At 69.3% G+C, this 13,715-nt stretch carries 10 protein-coding genes; 4 read left to right on the forward strand and 6 right to left on the reverse strand.

The annotated features are described in order from the left end of the window. Nucleotides 1-27: 27 nt before the first annotated feature. The 4 genes from ACZ68L_RS07000 to ACZ68L_RS07015 form a co-directional block, all read right to left on the reverse strand. Nucleotides 28-1,671: a peptide ABC transporter substrate-binding protein gene (locus ACZ68L_RS07000; RefSeq protein WP_469574780.1), complete on the reverse strand. Its 1,644-nt coding sequence runs from the start codon at nucleotides 1,669-1,671 to the stop codon at nucleotides 28-30. Between the two features lie 436 nt (nucleotides 1,672-2,107). After that, nucleotides 2,108-3,979, reverse strand: a complete 1,872-nt coding sequence (gene typA, locus ACZ68L_RS07005; protein WP_469574783.1) for a translational GTPase TypA — start codon at nucleotides 3,977-3,979, stop codon at nucleotides 2,108-2,110. A 138-nt stretch (nucleotides 3,980-4,117) separates the two neighbouring features. After that, a complete protein-coding gene (locus tag ACZ68L_RS07010; protein ID WP_469574784.1) occupies nucleotides 4,118-4,810 on the reverse strand; it encodes a hypothetical protein in 693 nt (230 codons plus the stop codon). Between the two features lie 286 nt (nucleotides 4,811-5,096). Continuing rightward, entirely contained in the window at nucleotides 5,097-7,538 is a 2,442-nt protein-coding gene (locus ACZ68L_RS07015) for an ABC transporter family substrate-binding protein (RefSeq protein ID WP_469574786.1), read from the reverse strand. 284 nt (nucleotides 7,539-7,822) lie between these two features. Between ACZ68L_RS07015 and ACZ68L_RS07020 the strand changes: the two genes are divergently transcribed. From ACZ68L_RS07020 to ACZ68L_RS07035, 4 genes are read left to right on the forward strand one after another with little or no spacing between them, the layout of a single operon-like run. Then, complete coding sequence (locus ACZ68L_RS07020) at nucleotides 7,823-8,071, forward strand: hypothetical protein (protein ID WP_469574788.1); 249 nt, start codon at nucleotides 7,823-7,825, stop codon at nucleotides 8,069-8,071. Between the two features lie 9 nt (nucleotides 8,072-8,080). Next, nucleotides 8,081-8,944 carry a hypothetical protein gene (locus ACZ68L_RS07025; RefSeq protein WP_469574789.1) on the forward strand — a complete coding sequence of 288 codons (864 nt, stop codon included), beginning with the start codon at nucleotides 8,081-8,083 and terminating at the stop codon, nucleotides 8,942-8,944. Further along, nucleotides 8,945-10,864 (forward strand): fumarate reductase/succinate dehydrogenase flavoprotein subunit, encoded by a 1,920-nt coding sequence (locus tag ACZ68L_RS07030; RefSeq protein WP_469574790.1) that lies wholly within the window; start codon nucleotides 8,945-8,947, stop codon nucleotides 10,862-10,864. Beyond that, nucleotides 10,861-11,637 carry a succinate dehydrogenase/fumarate reductase iron-sulfur subunit gene (locus ACZ68L_RS07035; RefSeq protein ID WP_469574793.1) on the forward strand — a complete coding sequence of 259 codons (777 nt, stop codon included), beginning with the start codon at nucleotides 10,861-10,863 and terminating at the stop codon, nucleotides 11,635-11,637. The genes ACZ68L_RS07030 and ACZ68L_RS07035 overlap by 4 nt, the downstream gene beginning before the upstream one ends. Nucleotides 11,638-11,640: 3 nt before the next feature. On the opposite strand, the gene ACZ68L_RS07040 is transcribed toward ACZ68L_RS07035, so the two are convergent. Both ACZ68L_RS07040 and ACZ68L_RS07045 read right to left on the reverse strand, forming a co-directional pair. Then, nucleotides 11,641-12,195, reverse strand: coding sequence for an isochorismatase family protein (locus ACZ68L_RS07040; protein WP_469574795.1), 555 nt, complete (start codon nucleotides 12,193-12,195; stop codon nucleotides 11,641-11,643). A 34-nt stretch (nucleotides 12,196-12,229) separates the two neighbouring features. Then, the gene (locus ACZ68L_RS07045) at nucleotides 12,230-13,633 is read right to left on the reverse strand and encodes an MFS transporter (protein ID WP_469574798.1); all 1,404 of its coding nucleotides are present in this window, start codon (nucleotides 13,631-13,633) and stop codon (nucleotides 12,230-12,232) included. Nucleotides 13,634-13,715 lie beyond the last annotated feature (82 nt).

The raw sequence follows: 13,715 nt of genomic DNA on the forward strand, positions 1-13,715 counted from the left end.
GCGGCACCGGCCGGCAGGTCCCGAAACTTACTTCTTCGACTTCACCTGAACGTCGGTGAAGATGGGGTCGCCGTCCTGGCCGTAAACGATCTTGCCGAATACGTTCTTGGACTGACCCGAGTTGACCTTGTAGAACCAGAGCGGGATCGCCGGCATGTCCTTCGCCAGGAGCTGCTCGGCCTCCTGGTACATCTTCACGGTCTCGTCGAGGGTCTTCGCCTTGTCGGCCTTGGAGGCCAGCTCGTCGAACGCCTTGTTGGAGTAGCCACTGGTGTTACCGGCGGCCGTCGTGCCGTACAGGTCACGCATGAAGTTCGAGTTGACCGGGTAGTCGAGCACCCAGCCACCGCGGTACATGGACTTGACCTTCTTGCCGTCACGGGCGTTCAGGTCGGTCGCGAAGTCCGGCTTGGAGTCGCCGACACACTCGACGCCGGTGGCCTGGCGGATGCTGTTGCAGACCGCGTCGACCCACGCCTTGTGCGGCTGGTCCGCGTTGTACTGGATCGAGATCTTGTTGCCCGGGACGCCGCCACCGTCGGCGATGAGCTTCTTCGCCTTGGCCGGGTCGAACTTCACGATGTCGCCGAGGGCGCCGGGCTTGTAGCCGAGCACACCGCGGGCGACGTACGAGTCGGCCGGGCTACGGGTGCCGTTGAGGACGGTCTTCGTGATCGTCTCACGGTCGATCGCCATCGACAGGCCCTGGATGACCTTGGGGTTGATGTTCTTGAACTGCTTCGTGTAGAACGCCGGGACGATCGACTGGACCGCGGAGTACTCCTGGTCGATCGCGCGGTCGCCGAGGTCCTGCTTGTAGTTCTTCAGCGCGGTCACGGGGACCTGCTCGATCCAGTCGAGCTGGTCCGAGCGCAGGGCCGAGTAGGCGGCCTCGGCGGTGGTGTAGTTCTTGAAGTCGATGCCACCGTTCTTGGCCTTGTTCGGGCCCTGGTAACCGTCGAACTTCCGAACCTTGATCAGCTTGTTGTGGTCCCACGAGACGAACTTGTAGGGGCCGTTGCCGATCGGGTGCTGGCCGGCGGCCTTCGGGTCCTTGAAGAAGGACTCGGGCAGCGGCGCCCACACGTCGTAACCCAGCTTGTACGCGAAGTACGAGACCGGGCCGCTCAGCGTGATGGTGAAGGTGTTGTCGTCAACGACCTTCAGGCCGTCCATCGTGGTCTTCTTCGGGTCACCCTTGTCCGGGTGGACGTCGGAGTAGCCCTTGATGTCCTGGAACCAGCTGGAGTTGGTCTGGTTGTTCTTGACGTTGGCGGACCAGTTCCAGGAGTCCACGTAGGACTTGGAGGTGACCGTGGTGCCGTCGTGGAACTTCCAGCCCGGCTTGAGCTTGACGGTCCACACGGACGAGTCCGCGTTGGGCGTCACGGACTCGGCGTTGACGTACGTGAGCTTGCCGGTGCCGGGCTCGTAGCTGACGAGGCCGGAGAAGATGGCGCCCAGGACACGGCTGCCCTGGCTCTCCTTGGCGTTCGCCGGCTGCAGCGGGTTCTGCGGCTCGCTGAGCTGGGCGGTCAGGATCCCGTTCGGGTCCGCCTTGCCCGACTCCATGCCATTGTCGCTGCCCTTGTCGCTACCACCACAGGCGGTCGCGGCCAGGGCGATGATGGCCGCTCCCGCGACCCACTTGGCGCTCTTGGCACCACGCATGGGTTTCCTCCTCATGAGTCCACTTTTGACTACAAGAAGGGCACTGGAGTGATACACCGACACCCCTGACGGTGATCGTTTCAGTGCCCTGAGTGTGCTCGTGAGTCGGCACTCCCCACAGTGCGTGACCCATTGACCCGAGCTCAATGGAGCCAACTATTAAGTACGACCGGGCTGTAAACCACACTTAAAGGGTCTCGGTTTGACAACATCAGCCTGGCTTCGTTGATCGAAATCCGGACAAAGCGATCCCAGACAGACACGCCCGAAACGGACCGTTACCACATGTTCCGGAGAGCGACGCTCGATATCCGGACACCTCGGTCAGAAAAACGAGTTGACGAAAAGGCCGGGCCCCCACAGTGTCTGCGGGGGCCCGGGTCTCATGTCAATGGCTCGAACAGCTCTTGCCGACGAGCTGTCGGCCTACACGGCGTCAGCGCTTGGCGCGGGACGCGGCGCGACCGCGCTCCTTCTGGTCCAGGACGACCTTGCGGATGCGGACCGTCTCGGGGGTCACCTCGATGCACTCGTCCTCGCGGCAGAACTCCAGGGACTGCTCCAGGGAGAGCTTGCGGGCCGGGACCACGTTCTCCGTGGTGTCCGCGGAAGCCGCACGCATGTTGGTGAGCTTCTTCTCCTTGGTGATGTTCACGTCCATGTCGTCGGCGCGGGAGTTCTCGCCGACGATCATGCCCTCGTAGACCTCGGTGCCGGCCTCGGTGAAGATGACACCGCGCTCCTGCAGGTTGACCATGGCGAACGGGGTCACCGAACCCGCGCGGTCCGCGACCAGGGAGCCGTTGTGGCGGGTGCGCAGCTCGCCGAACCACGGCTCGTGGCCCTCGAAGATGGAGTGCGCGATGCCCGTACCGCGGGTCTGCGTCAGGAACTCGGTACGGAAGCCGATGAGGCCGCGGGACGGGACGATCCACTCCATGCGGACCCAGCCCGAACCGTGGTTCGTCATCGTCTCCATGCGGCCCTTGCGGGTCGCCATCAGCTGCGTGATCGCACCGAGGTGCTCCTCGGGGGAGTCGATCGTCATGCGCTCGATCGGCTCGTGCGTCTTGCCGTCGACCTGCTTGGTGACGACCTCCGGCTTGCCGACCGTGAGCTCGAAGCCCTCACGGCGCATCTGCTCGACGAGGATGGCCAGCGCGAGCTCACCGCGGCCCTGGACCTCCCACGCGTCGGGGCGCTCGGTGTCCAGGACGCGGAGCGACACGTTACCGATCAGCTCGCGGTCGAGGCGGTCCTTCACCTGGCGGGCGGTGACCTTGTGGCCCTTGCCGCCCTTGCCGACGAGCGGCGAGGTGTTCGTACCGATGGTCATCGAGATGGCCGGCTCGTCGACCGTGATCAGCGGCAGCGCGACCGGGTTCTCGGGGTCGGCCAGCGTCTCGCCGATCATGATGTCCGGGATACCGGCGATGGCGCAGATGTCGCCCGGGCCCGCCTTCTCGGCCGGCTTGCGGGTGAGCGCCTCGGTCATCATCAGCTCGGTGATGCGGACGTTGGACATCGTGCCGTCGCGCTTGATCCAGGTGACGGTCTGGCCCTTGCGCAGCTCGCCCTGCTCGACGCGGCAGAGCGCGATACGGCCGAGGAAGTTGTCGGCGTCCAGGTTGGTGACGTGGGCCTGCAGCGGGGCCTCGTCGTCGTACTCCGGGGCCGGGACGTGCGCCAGGATCGTGTTGAAGAACGGCTCCAGGTTGTCGCTGTCCGCCGGGACGGTGCCGTCCTCCGGCTTGGTCAGCGAGGCGACGCCGTCACGGGCGCAGGCGTAGACGATCGGGAACTCGATCTGGTCCTCGTCCGCGTCCAGGTCCAGGAACAGGTCGTACGTCTCGTCGACGACCTCGGCGATCCGGGAGTCGGGGCGGTCCGTCTTGTTGATGCAGAGAATGACCGGCATCTTCGCGGCGAGCGCCTTGCGCAGCACGAAGCGGGTCTGCGGGAGCGGGCCCTCGGAGGCGTCGACCAGCAGCACGACCGCGTCCACCATCGACAGACCGCGCTCGACCTCGCCGCCGAAGTCGGCGTGGCCGGGGGTGTCGATGATGTTGATCGTGATCGGGTCCCCGCCGTCCTTGGGGTGATACTTCACCGCCGTGTTCTTGGCGAGGATCGTGATGCCCTTCTCACGCTCCAGGTCGTTCGAGTCCATCATGCGTTCGTCGAGGTTCTCGGCGGCGTGCGCGGCGAAGGCGCCGGCCTGCCTGAGCATGGCGTCGACCAGGGTGGTCTTGCCGTGGTCGACGTGGGCGACGATGGCTACGTTACGGATGTCGTGGCGCGTGGGCATGGGTGGCTAGCGCTTCTCTCGGGTCGTGGGATCAGGCGTCTCAGTCGGTCTCGGGTCCTCGTACGCCCGCCGGGCGGACGCGCCACGGCTACCCACCATGGTACGGGGCTGGCGCCGTGGCGGCTTCCCCGGCAATTCCTACCGGCCGCAGGACAGGCGCACGGCTTCACGGACCGCCGCCGATGCCCGCCCGGAAAGGGGCTCCTCGCAGCGGAGGATTCCACCGACCGGAGCGGTGGCGGTCACCACGTGGCCGACGGTCGGCTCCCCTCGCCGACCGTGCCCGCAGGAGTAACGGAAATCGGTCTCGATCAGCTGGAACGAGCTGTACGACACATAGTGGTCGGCGGGCCCGCTGAACGCACCGGCCCCGGTGTCGAGCGACGCGTACTCCCCCGGCTTGTCCAGCCCCGCGCCGTCCGGGTTCCCCCGGTCCGCCAGACCGATGTGAACGGCGAGCGCACCGAGTACGACGTCCGAGCTCGGAGCGGGCCCCTCGGTCCTCAGGGACGCCATGTCCGTACGCAGGCGGAGCATCGGCCGGGTGAACCTGACGGTCTTGGTGGTGGTGAGGTGCTGGGCCTCCGTGACCCCGTTGAGCACCGACAGTCGCTGTGTGTTGAACCAGGTGTACGTACCGTCCTGGCAAGCCCGTGCATCCGATACGGGGATGCTGCCCGCGCCGGTCCGCCCGGCTGTCGTCGAACCGGCCGGCCGCGGCTTCTCGCGGGTGGTCGCGTCGCTCGATGCCGATGTGCAGCCGCTCACACCGGCGAGGAGTCCCACGACGAGCAACGCGGCTGTAGTGGCGACAGTCCGTGTCCGCTTCATGTTTCCGCCCCCGTGGTCATGACGTGCGGTGAATTTCACCGGCGGTCACGGCGATGGTCCCCCGGGCGGGCGGCCTGGACTCGGGACCTGAGCAACTTCAGACGTGGCACTCCGAAGCAGCGGGGCTCTGAGGTGGGGTCCGGAGTCGGGGCTCCGGTGTGGGGGCTCAGAGGTGGGGGGAGAGAGCGGCTACCCGGGTCAGCAGGTACCCACGACCTTGCCCGCCGGGGCTCCGGCGGGCAAGGAACTTGAGCCAGTTCTGAGCTTCCGATTCCGCTCCGACCTGCTACTTCTTCTTGTTTGCCGGAGCTCCGGCGGCCTGCGGCTTCTTGAAACCGATGTCCTGGTAGTGGGGTGCCCCGAAACCGAAGGCGCCGACGTTCGCCAGCTTTCTGCTCGTCGCGACGAGCTGCGGACGCTGATAGAGCGGAATCGATCCTGCCGCGGCCCAGATACGGGCGTCCGCCTGCTTCATCAGGTCCTGGGCGGCCCCCTCGTCGAGCTCCGAGGCCGCCTGGTCGAAGAGCTGGTCGATGTGGTCCGTACCGACGCGGGTGTAGTTCTGCTCGACCAGCAGCGAGCCGTCGGTGGCGGGCACCGGCTTGGCGAAGATCGGGCGGTCGTCGGTGGCCGGGTAGGCGGTGGCGGGCCAGGAGTACAGCGCCAGGTCGTAGTCGCCGGAGGCGATGTGGTCCTGGAAGTAGCTGTCGTCGGAGACCTTGGTGACCGACGTGCCGATGCCGATCGAGTCGAGCATCGCCGAGATCCGCTGCCCGACCGCGCGCAGCGGCTCCGACCCCGGTCCCGACGGCAGGACGAAGCGCAGGTTCAGCGGCTTGCCGTCCTTGCCGAGCGGGCCGCGGCGCGCCTCGGCGGCGTGGGCGGGAGCCGCGGTTCCCGCGGGGGCGTACGCACCGGTGGCGCCGCCCGGCCGCTTGTCCTGGGCGGTGACCTCGGAGACAGTGCCCTCGGAGGTGCCGGCCCCGGCCAGGTGTCCGGCCTGGCGCCGCAGAGCGGCGCTGTGGAACGCGGCGGCGGGCGCGGGGGCGAGGATCTGGAGGGCGTTCCCCGCCCTGTCGCCGTCACCGGGCTTGTTGTCGTCGCCCACGATGTACAGGCCGTCGTCGGCGGCGGGCTCGCGCCTGTGGGCGGCGTTGTCGGCCTTGCCGTCGTCGCTCCCGGTGCCTCCGGTGCCGGTGCCGGGCTTGTTGTCGTCGCCCTCGGTGCCGGGCTCGCTGCCGGGCGGGCCGGCCTTCTCGGAGGCAGTCGGCTTGTCGTCCTTCCCGGCGGAGGTCTCCTTGTCCTTCGCGCCCTTCTTCCCGGCCTCGCTGCCCGCCTTGGTGCCGTCCGGCTTCTTGACCGCGCCCTCCCGCGTCCAGCCCGCTTCGGCCAGCAGCGCCCGCGCCTCCTCGGTGTCCTGGCCGCCGAGCGCGCCGCTGCTGTCCTTGTACGCGGGCTGTCCGGCCAGGGCCAGGTGGCTGCCCAGCGGCGCGGCGGGCAGGCCGAGCGGTTTGAGCACGGTGTCGACGAGCTCCTGGCGGTTCAGGGCGCGGGCGACCGCCCGGCGCACCCGGTCGTCGGCCAGCGGCCCGGACTCGCCGTTCAGCGCGAGCTGGGTGTAGGCGGGCTCCAACGACTTGCGGACCACGTACGAGCGCAGCGTGCCCTGCTCGGCGGTGTAGGCCTCGGCCGCCGCCCTGACCTTCTCCCTGGCCGCCTGCGCCGCGGCCGCCTCCTCCTCGTTCGAGCCGTGTGCCACGGCCCAGGAGCGCAGTGCGGCGGCCGGGCCGACCCCGGAGCCGGGGCCCTGGGCGAGCGGCTGCCCGTTCCCGCCGCTGTCGCGGCCCGCCTGCACGATCCGGTGCGCCGCGGCGGCGTCGACATCGGCGACGTCGACCTTCCCCTCGGTCAGCGCCTGGGCACGGTCCTGCGGCTTGACGGCCCGGAAGACCAGCTTGTCGAGCTTGGCGGTCGCGCCCCACCAGCGCGGATTGCGGACCAGGGTGACCTCGCCCGCCTTCGTGTCCACGCCGCCCAGCCGGAACGGTCCCGCGGTGGCCTTGAGGGTGGTGCGCGCGCCGTCGTTGAAGGAGTTCGGGGAGCCGGTCACCTCCTTCGGATACAGCGGGGAGAAGAGCGAGCGCCAGTCCGCGTACGGCTTGGCGAAGGTGACCCGGACCTCCAGGTCGTCGGCGCCCCGCTCGATCTTCTCGATCCGCTCGTAGCCGGCGTTGCGGGCGGTCCAGTACGCCGAGTCCTTGCCGCTCAGCGCCCGCCACTGGGCGACGAAGTCGGCCGCCCCGATGTCCCGTCCGTCGCTCCACACCGCCTGCTGGTTGAGCCGGTAGAGCACCACCTGCCTGGGTTCGCGCTCGACCACCTTCGCGGACTCCAGATAGTCCGGATTCAGCTGCGGCCTGCCCTTGGCGTCCAGGGGGAAGAGCGTCGGCAGCAGGGCACCGGTGATCCGGGTGGTGGCGCTGTCGGCGTCGGCCTGGAAGGCGTTGAGCGTGGTGGGCACGGTGTCGATCGCCCAGTTGACCGTGCCCCCCTGGGCGACCAGGTCCCGGCCCGCGACCGCGATGTCCTGGGGGACGACGGCGCCCGCCGTGCCGCCGTCGTCGGAGCTGCAGCCCGCCAGCACGGGGAGCGTCAGCACACCCGTCGTGAGGAGCGCGAGCGAGCGGCGCTTTCGGGCCGTCCCCCGCGGGACGCCGACGTGGGACATGGCTGATACCTCCGGGGCCGGACCGGCCCATCCGCACCGGAATGGGTCGGATTCTGCATTCTTGGTGTCATATGTAGCTGATCACACTGGTTTCGTCCGTCCACTGAAAGCGCCCCCGCGCGAGCCGCGGCGCAGACACGGCGCAGCGGCCACGAACCTCACCCGGGCGGCGGAACACCCCGCGAGACCGGGAAGGTCCGCACTCTTCACAACGCGGGTGTGACGCGCGACACTCTCAGGCGCATGAACATGACCGCCCGCGACCGCGGAAGTGAGAGCAAGTCATGTCACTGCACGAAGAACTGACGGCGGTTCAGCACCGCCTCGACGACCTCGTCCGCACCGTCGACCGGCTGGAGCGGAGCATCGCGCGGCTGCGCGGGACGGAAGCCGGAGCGACGCCGCTCGGCTCCGCCGAGCCCGGCGGACCCGTCGACGGCGTCATCACGATCAGCGAAGCGCCGTACGACGCCACCCTGTGGACGGACTCGGACGACGAAGGTCTGGGCGTCCGGGGCCGGCACGCCCCCTAGGAGAGTTCCTTGGCCACCGGTACGGAATCAGGAACAGCACCAGGTACAGAACCGCCTCGGCCGCGTGCGCGGGCGACGCGGAGCTCGGGCGTCCACCACGCGTCCCGTGCCGCCATCGCCGCCCGCCATCTGCGCACCGACCGCTGGTGGGCGGCGCCCGCGGCGACGGCGGGCGGGCTCCTCGCCTTCATCGTCTACTCGACGTGGCGGGCCTTCTCGAACGCGGACTACTACGCCGCCCCCTATGTGTCACCGTTCTACTCGCCCTGCCTGGCGGAGAACTGCGCCCCGATGCGGCACGGCCCGAACTGGGAGCTGTTCGGCAGCTGGTGGGGCCTCTCCCCCGCCCTGCTGATCCTGGTCTTCCCACTGGGCTTCCGGCTGACCTGCTACTACTACCGCAAGGCCTACTACCGGGGCTTCTGGGCGTCGCCCCCGGCCTGCGCGGTCGCCGAGCCGCACACGAAGTACAGCGGCGAGACCCGTTTCCCGCTGATCATGCAGAACATCCACCGGTACTTCTTCTACGCCGCGGTGCCGGTCGCCGGGATCCTCACGTACGACACCGTGCTCTCCTTCCGCGACGAGCACTACGCCTGGGGGCACATGGGTCTCGGCTCGCTGATCTTCCTGGCCAACATCACCCTGATCTGGGCGTACACCCTTTCCTGCCACTCCTGCCGGCACATCATCGGCGGCCGGCTGCGGCACTTCTCCAGGCATCCCGTGCGCTACCGGCTGTGGGGCTGGGTGGGGCGGCTCAACGCCCGGCACATGCTCCTCGCCTGGGCCTCGCTGATCAGCGTGGCCCTGGCCGACTTCTACGTGTATCTCGTCGCCTCCGGCGCCTTCGACGATCCGAGGTTTTTCTGAATGACTGAGCTCGAACGGCAGCAGTGGGACGTCGTCGTGGTCGGGGCCGGAGGCGCCGGGCTGCGCGCCGCCATCGAGGCGCGGGAGCGCGGGGCCCGTACCGCGGTCATCTGCAAATCGCTCTTCGGCAAGGCGCACACGGTCATGGCGGAGGGCGGCATCGCCGCGTCCATGGGCAATGTGAACGCCGGGGACAACTGGCAGGTGCACTTCCGCGACACCATGCGCGGCGGGAAGTTCCTCAATCAGTGGCGGATGGCGGAGCTGCACGCCAAGGAGGCTCCCGACCGGGTGTGGGAGCTGGAGACCTGGGGCGCGCTCTTCGACCGCACGCCGGAGGGAAAGATCTCCCAGCGCAACTTCGGCGGCCATGAGTATCCGCGCCTGGCGCATGTCGGGGACCGTACCGGCCTCGAACTGATCCGCACCCTCCAGCAGAGGATCGTCTCGCTCCAGCAGGAGGACCGACGCGAGACCGGTGACTACGAAGCCCGGTTGAAGGTCTTCCAGGAGTGCACGGTGACCCGGATCCTGAAGGACGGGAATCGCGTGTCGGGCACCTTCTGCTACGAGCGCGAGACCGGCCGTTTCTTCGTGCTCGAAGCGCCCGCGGTGATCCTCGCCACCGGCGGCATCGGCAAGTCCTTCAAGGTGACGTCGAACTCCTGGGAGTACACCGGCGACGGCCATGCCCTCGCCCTGCTGGCGGGCGCACCGCTGCTGAACATGGAGTTCGTGCAGTTCCATCCGACCGGCATGGTCTGGCCGCCGTCGGTCAAGGGCATCCTCGTCACCGAGTCGGTGCGCGGGGACGGCGGGGTGCTGCGCAACTCCGAGGGCAAGCGGTTCATGTTCGACTACGTCCCCGATGTGTTCAAGGAGAAGTACGCGCAGTCCGAGGAGGAGGGCGACCGCTGGTACGAGGACCCGGACCACAACCGCCGCCCGCCCGAGCTGCTGCCGCGCGACGAGGTCGCCCGTGCCATCAACTCCGAGGTGAAGGCGGGCCGGGGTTCGCCGCACGGCGGGGTGTTCCTGGACGTGTCGACCCGGATGCCCGCGGAGACGATCCGGCGCCGGCTGCCCTCGATGCACCACCAGTTCAAGGAGCTGGCGGACGTCGACATCACGGCGGAGGCGATGGAGGTCGGCCCGACCTGTCACTACGTGATGGGCGGGATCGCCGTCGACTCCGACACCGCGGCGGCCGTGGCCGTGGCCGGTCTGTACGCGGCGGGCGAGGTCGCGGGCGGTATGCACGGCTCCAACCGGCTCGGTGGGAACTCCCTCTCCGACCTGCTGGTCTTCGGACGGCGGGCCGGACTGCACGCCGCCGAGTACGCGACCGCGGTCTCCACCCCGCCGGTGGTGGACAGCGCGCAGATCGACGCGGCGGCGGCGGAGGCCCTGCGCCCGTTCGGCGCCGGGGAGCACGGCACGGCCGAGGAGCCCGCGGAGAATCCGTACACCCTCCACCAGGAGCTCCAGCAGACGATGAACGACCTGGTCGGCATCATCCGCCGGGCGCCCGAGATGGAACAGGCCCTGGAGAAACTGGCCGCGCTGCGGGTACGGGCACGGCGCGCCGGTGTGGAGGGGCACCGGCAGTTCAACCCCGGCTGGCACCTCGCCCTGGACCTGCGGAACATGCTGCTGGTCAGCGAGTGCGTCGCCCGCGCCGCGCTGGAGCGTACGGAGAGCCGGGGCGGCCACACCCGCGAGGACTGTCCGGCGATGGAGCGCTCCTGGCGCCCGGCCAATCTGCTGTGCCGGCTGGCCGACGAGACCGCCGAAGAGGCCTCGGGCGGCCGGATCGCACTCGTACGGAAGACGACCGAACCCATCCGTCCGGACCTGCTCTCCCTCTTCGAGAAGGAGGAGCTGGTCAAGTACCTGGCCGAAGAGGAGCTGTACGAGTGAACGACTACAACGCGCGGTTCAGGGTGTGGCGGGGGGACGGGGACGGCGGTGGTCTGGAGGACTTCGAGGTCGAGGTGAACGACGGCGAGGTCGTCCTCGACATCATCCACCGGATCCAGTCCACCCGGGCGGGCGATCTCGCGGTGCGCTGGAACTGCAAGGCGGGCAAGTGCGGTTCGTGCAGCGCGGAGATCAACGGCAGGCCCCGGCTGATGTGCATGACGCGCATGTCGGTGTTCGGCCGCGAGGAGACGATCACCGTCACCCCGCTGCGGGCCTTCCCGGTCGTCCGCGACCTGGTGACGGATGTGTCGTTCAACTACGCCAAGGCACGGGAGGTGCCCGCCTTCGTGCCTCCGCAGGGGGTGAAGGCGGGCGACTACCGCATGCAGCAGGTCGATGTGGACCGCTCGCAGGAGTTCCGCAAGTGCATCGAGTGCTTCCTGTGCCAGGACACCTGTCATGTGGTGCGCGACCACGAGGAGAACAAGTCGACGTTCGCCGGCCCACGCTTCCTGATGCGCGTCGCCGAGCTGGACATGCACCCCCTGGACGCCGCCGCCGAGGAGGGACTCGACCGGAAGGCGACGGCCCAGGAGGAGCACGGGCTGGGGTACTGCAACATCACGAAGTGCTGCACGGAGGTGTGCCCCGAACACATCAGGATCACCGACAACGCGCTGATCCCGCTGAAGGAGCGGGCCGTGGACCGGAAGTACGACCCACTGGTGTGGCTGGGGAACAAGATCCGGCGGCGGGGGGACCGGGCGTGAGGCTCAGCCGAGCAGCTTGACGATCGCCTCGGTGGTGTCCGTCTCACCGAGGCGCGGGAAGATCCTCTCGACGCTGTTGCGGTGGGTGTCGGCGTCCATGTCGGTGACCGCGTCCGTGGCGACGGTCACGTGGTAGCCGTACTCGTGCGCGAAACGGGCGGTGGACTCGACGCCGATGCTGGTCGCGACGCCCGCGACGACGATCTGGGTGACGCCTCGGCGGCGCAGCTGGAGGTCGAGGTCGGTGCCGTGGAAGGCACCCCAGTTCTGCTTGGTGACGACGATGTCGTCCTCGCGCGGGCCGAGCTCGGGCACGATGTCCGCCCAGTCGGCCGGCGGCCGGCCGCCGGACTGCGCCGGCGCCTCGTTGCGGCCGGGGGCACCGCCGGTGACGCGGACCAGGACGACCGGGAGGTCCTTGGCGCGGAAGGCGTCGGCGAGGGTCGCGGCGTTCGCGACGACATCGGCGACGGGGTGGACGGTGGGCCGGCTGACGATGCCGTTCTGGAGGTCGACGACGACCAGGGCGGTCTTCGGGTCCAGAGTGGTGGCGGTCATGGTGGAGCTCCTGTGACTCGGGGGTGGAAACCGTTCAGATACGGGTGCGCAGGGCGCGGTCGGTGACGGTCAGGACGATCAGCAGCAGGCCGAGGACGACGGAGACCGCCGCCATGAGGTGGAGCCCGCCGTTGCTCGCCGACCGCCCGTAGGCGAGGGCGATCAGGCTGGACGCGGTGATGGCCCCGATGTACTGGGCGGTGCGCTGGAGTCCGGCGGCGGAGCCGATGTTCTCGGGCGGGGCGTACGACTGGACGGCAGCCTGGTTGCTCGTACCGATCAGCCCCTGCGGTATGCCGAAGCAGGCTCCGGCGAGCAGCAGTACGCCGAGCGGGGTGGAGCCGGAGAAGAACGCCAGCACCCCGGCGCCGACGGTGAGCAGCACACAGGCCAGGGCGAGCGGACCGCGGATCCCCTTCGTACGGGCGCCGAGCAGCGAACAGACCAGCGCGGCGAGCGACATCGGCAGCATCAGCAGTCCGGTGTGCCCGGAGGAGTAGCCCCGTACCTCCTCCAGCCACTGCGTGTACCCGTACATCACGCAGTAGATCAGCAGATAGCTCACACCGTGCCGCAGATACGTACGGGCGAGCGCTCCGTTGCCCGCCAGCATCCGCACATCGATGAAGGGCCGAGGACTGCGCAGCTGCCACCACACCAGGACGCCGGTCAGTGCGGCGAACGGCGCGAGCAGCCACCACATGGGATGGGAGAGATCGAGCAGGAAGACGACCAGCACGGTGAGCGCGGTCGAGAAGAGGCCGATGCCGAGCGGGTCCAGGTCGAGCTTCGGCAGGCTGCCGTCGGCGGCGCGCCCGCGCGGCGGGTCCGCCGGGATCCAGCGCAGCGCGGACCCGAACGCGAGGAGCGCGACGGGCACGTTGACGGCGAAGATGCCGCGCCAGCCGACGGCCATGACGAGCAGCCCGCCGAGAGTGGGCCCGACGGCGGCGCTGCCGAGCGCGGCGAAGGAGAGCCGGGCCAGGACCGGACGCGGGGTCGCGCGGCCGATCCGCCGGGACTCGTCGCGCAGTACCGCCATGGCCGCCGGATACGCCGCCGACGTACCGATGCCGAGCAGCAGCCGGGAAACCAGCAGCCACCCGAAGTCCGGCGCGAACATGCCGACCAGGCCGGATGCCATCACGACGATCAGCCCGGCGAGGAAGACGCGGCGGGGGCCGAGGACGTCGGCGAGCTTGCCGAGCACGGGCTGGGCGACGGCGCTGGCGAGGTAGAGGACCGAGATCAGCCAGACGGTGTCGGCGGCACCGATGCCGAAGTGGTGCCCGATCGCCACCAGGGCCGTGGAGATCATCGTGGTGTTGAGCGGGTTGAGCAGGGAGCCGATGAGGAGCGGGGCGGTGAGGCGGGCGCTGAATCCGGGGGCGGGACACCCTGTGGACGGCGGTACGGGTGCTCCGGCGGACCCCGGCACCGAGGCCACCGTCCCCACCCGCGCCGATGCGGACCCCGGCACCGCCCCGGGTATCGCTGCCGCGGGCGCCTCGCGGCCGGTC

It is taken from the genome of Streptomyces sp. NPDC104309, assembly GCF_055584025.1.